Annotated in this window: 1 protein-coding gene; it reads right to left on the bottom strand. The window is 42.0% G+C overall.

Annotated features, from left to right (window positions below):
• The coding region (locus AC1D0A_RS21985; protein ID WP_476946844.1) for a cellulose biosynthesis cyclic di-GMP-binding regulatory protein BcsB at positions 1–416 on the bottom strand (416 nt) is incomplete at its 3' end.
• Positions 417–526 lie beyond the last annotated feature (110 nt).

Below are 526 nucleotides of genomic sequence, written 5' to 3'. Positions count from 1 at the left end.
ACTAACGACAAGTAGGAGTAGTTCTTAATTTTTAACCACATAGCGGGGTTATCCAAATCGCGGCACGGGTCGTCGGTAATTGTCAATAGCGTTTTAACCTGAATTTTGATGTAGTTATCCGGCGTTACATCGGCCTTGGTAAGGTTGATGGATATCTTCTGTATAGAATCCTTAGTTAACCGGGCGCTGTAAACCGGTTTTGGGCCGATGAATAAGTTTACGTATGATTTTTCCCTAATTAAAGCCTGCGAGGGCTCGAAATACACCACCAACTTGCTGCCATTTATCTCATACTCGGGCGTGATTTTGAAGTAGAAGGAAGTGGCTCCGCTCATACCGTAAACCGGCTCGTCGTCATCGTGGCCCATCGCCTTAAATGAAATAATGTGTTGCGCAAAGCAAGTTGTGCTCAACATTATAAAAGCCAAAAGGGTAAATAGTCTCTTCATTGTGGTTATATGTATTAGTTTATTACGTAAAATTCTACTCTGAAATAATTGCCGTTATCGTCACTGCGGTACATCAT

Source organism: Arthrobacter sp. P1_D4, from assembly GCF_056406115.1.
Note: the sequence above shows the minus strand (reverse complement) of the source record. Positions and strands in the feature narration are given on the sequence as shown.